Source organism: Pseudonocardia sp. Ae505_Ps2 (assembly GCF_001932425.1).
In the GTDB taxonomy this organism is placed as follows: domain Bacteria; phylum Actinomycetota; class Actinomycetes; order Mycobacteriales; family Pseudonocardiaceae; genus Pseudonocardia.
Genome location: NZ_MCIP01000002.1, coordinates 115,671 through 117,546, shown reverse-complemented (window position 1 = coordinate 117,546; position 1,876 = coordinate 115,671). Strand labels below are relative to the sequence as shown.

3 protein-coding genes and 1 pseudogene are annotated in these 1,876 nt (G+C 71.5%); 1 reads left to right on the top strand and 3 read right to left on the bottom strand.

Annotated features, from left to right (window positions below):
* A pseudogene (locus Ae505Ps2_RS32260) lies at positions 1-388 on the bottom strand (IS5/IS1182 family transposase); the annotation flags it as partial.
* 181 nt (positions 389-569) lie between these two features.
* Here Ae505Ps2_RS32260 and Ae505Ps2_RS28840 point away from each other — a divergent pair.
* Positions 570-1,046 carry a hypothetical protein gene (locus tag Ae505Ps2_RS28840; protein WP_249265415.1) on the top strand — a complete coding sequence of 159 codons (477 nt, stop codon included), beginning with the start codon at positions 570-572 and terminating at the stop codon, positions 1,044-1,046.
* Between the two features lie 24 nt (positions 1,047-1,070).
* Here the strand turns inward: Ae505Ps2_RS28840 and Ae505Ps2_RS28835 are convergent, their stop codons facing one another.
* Positions 1,071-1,712, bottom strand: a complete 642-nt coding sequence (locus Ae505Ps2_RS28835; protein WP_249265414.1) for a GNAT family protein — start codon at positions 1,710-1,712, stop codon at positions 1,071-1,073.
* Complete coding sequence (locus Ae505Ps2_RS31510) at positions 1,709-1,849, bottom strand: hypothetical protein (protein WP_249265421.1); 141 nt, start codon at positions 1,847-1,849, stop codon at positions 1,709-1,711. The genes Ae505Ps2_RS28835 and Ae505Ps2_RS31510 overlap by 4 nt, the downstream gene beginning before the upstream one ends.
* Positions 1,850-1,876: the final 27 nt, after the last annotated feature.

Sequence of the window (1,876 nt, the reverse complement as noted above, 5' to 3'; positions counted from 1 at the left end):
ACCACAGGTCGACCCCGGGGGTGAGGCCGAGCGCGCGGCACCGGTCGGTGGCGATCAGGGTGCCGTCGAGATTCACGTGGGTGTGCCCGGCTGTGCGGGCGGCGAGCAGGGCTCCGTGCAGGCCGGGTGCGGCCGCGGCGAGGACGTCGATGCCTTCGTGCAGGTAACGGTAGGCCGTTGCAGTGCTGATCGCGTTGTCACCGGCCGAACATCGGACCCGGGTAGCATCACAGAACCAGCGGATCACCAGCACTGCCTGGGCGAACGGGGTCAACGCCCGCCGCCGGGTGCCACGTCGACGGCGTTGAAGGACCAGGAGCCGCGCCAGATAGGCCACGGTGCGCTCCCCGATCGGGAGGACAGCGGTGTAGGTGACAGGATCAGACATGCAGGACCTCGGTGACGGTGTCGATCTGTGCTGGACCGAACCGATCTACCGGGGTCCTGCCCCGTTCCCGCTCATCTCACCACCCTCGGCGTGTCGCCACGACCTGCCACCCCGCTACTGAGAACACCTCACTGCCGGATGTGTCGACGCGGTCAACGACGGGAGAGACGCCATCGACGCGATGACGGCCTGGGCGAGCCCGGGGCTGCTCTCGGCCGACGACGATCCGGCCACGGCGATCGCCTACGTGACCGTCACCTTCGCCGTGACCGTCGAGACCGGCGATCCGCATCCGGCGGCCGAGCCGGTCGACGCGATCACCGCGGCGCTGCTCGGTCGCGGGTTCGCGATGCTGACATCCATGGATCCCGGCGCGCTGCGCGCGGCTCCGGTGCTGCCGGGTTGGTTCGGCCCGATCACCGGCGAGGACCGGATCCGGCTCGGTGCACCGGGCGAGCAGTTCTACGACGGCGACCTCGGGGCCGCTGTCCCCGCCCGATGGCACTCCACCGCCCTGTCGCGGGGCTGGTTGGTCGTACTCGTCGCCACCCGGCTGGACCTGCACCGCGACGACCGGGCCGATCAGGCCCACAGTGCCCTGCACGACGGGCGGCTCCTGCCTGCCAGGTCCCGCTACGGGGGCTCACCGGTCCCGTAGCGGGCTCCCGCTGATCCGAGCGGATCAGCCGGTGGCCAGGTGGGCGTCGGCGACGATGTCCATGATCAGCTCGTCGGCTTCGGCGCCGCGCCAGTACCCGGCGCGGCGCAGCCGCCCCGCGTGGGCAAATCCGGCCTTCTCGTAGGCGGTGATCGCGCCGGTGTTGGGCTCGAGGACCTTGAGCCAGACAGAGCGCAGCGCCGAGATGGTGAAGGCGTAGTCCAGGGTCAGCCGGGTCGCCTCGACCGTGAGGCCTCGGCCACGACCGTCGGCGCCGAGCAGGATGATGAACTCCGCGGTGCGCACGTAGTGGTCGATGCGCAGCGCGCTGGTCCCGACCGGCACCGGCCCCCCGGGCCGGGTCAGGTCGTAGATGGTGAACCGCGGGATGGTGCCCATGCTGCGGGCTTGGGCGTCGTAGCCGGCCAGCCGCGCTTCGAGCGATTCCGGGGTCTGGCGGCCCATCCCGACGATGACGGCGGGCTCGTTCTCCCACTGCCAGTACAGCTCGGCCAGCTCGCGGGTGAACGGGCCCAGCGCGGCACGCGCGCCCAGCATCCACAGCAGCGGCGCGGCCGCGGCGGTGCTGTCGCCATTCGTGGCACCGGGGGCGGTGGTGTCCGTGGTGGTGTCTGTGGTGCTGTGGCCGTTGGAGGTCAGCGTCATGGGGTGTCTCCTCTCGCCGCCCGGCCGCGGTGGCGCGTGGGCGCGGTGGGTTCGGGCAGCTGGATCAGTGGTGTGAAGCGCAGCGTGGAGGTGGGCTCGCCGACGGGGCAGCCGTCGAGACTGAGCCAGGCGTGCAGCCTGATCGGATCCGCGGCGATCCCGTG

What these genes read in the sequence shown, in the direction of transcription:
- Ae505Ps2_RS28840 (WP_249265415.1), top strand. Translation starts at nt 570, where the DNA reads ATGACGGCCTGGGCGAGCCCGGGGCTGCTCTCGGCCGACGACGATCCG.
- Ae505Ps2_RS28835 (WP_249265414.1), bottom strand. Translation starts at nt 1,712, where the DNA reads ATGACGCTGACCTCCAACGGCCACAGCACCACAGACACCACCACGGAC.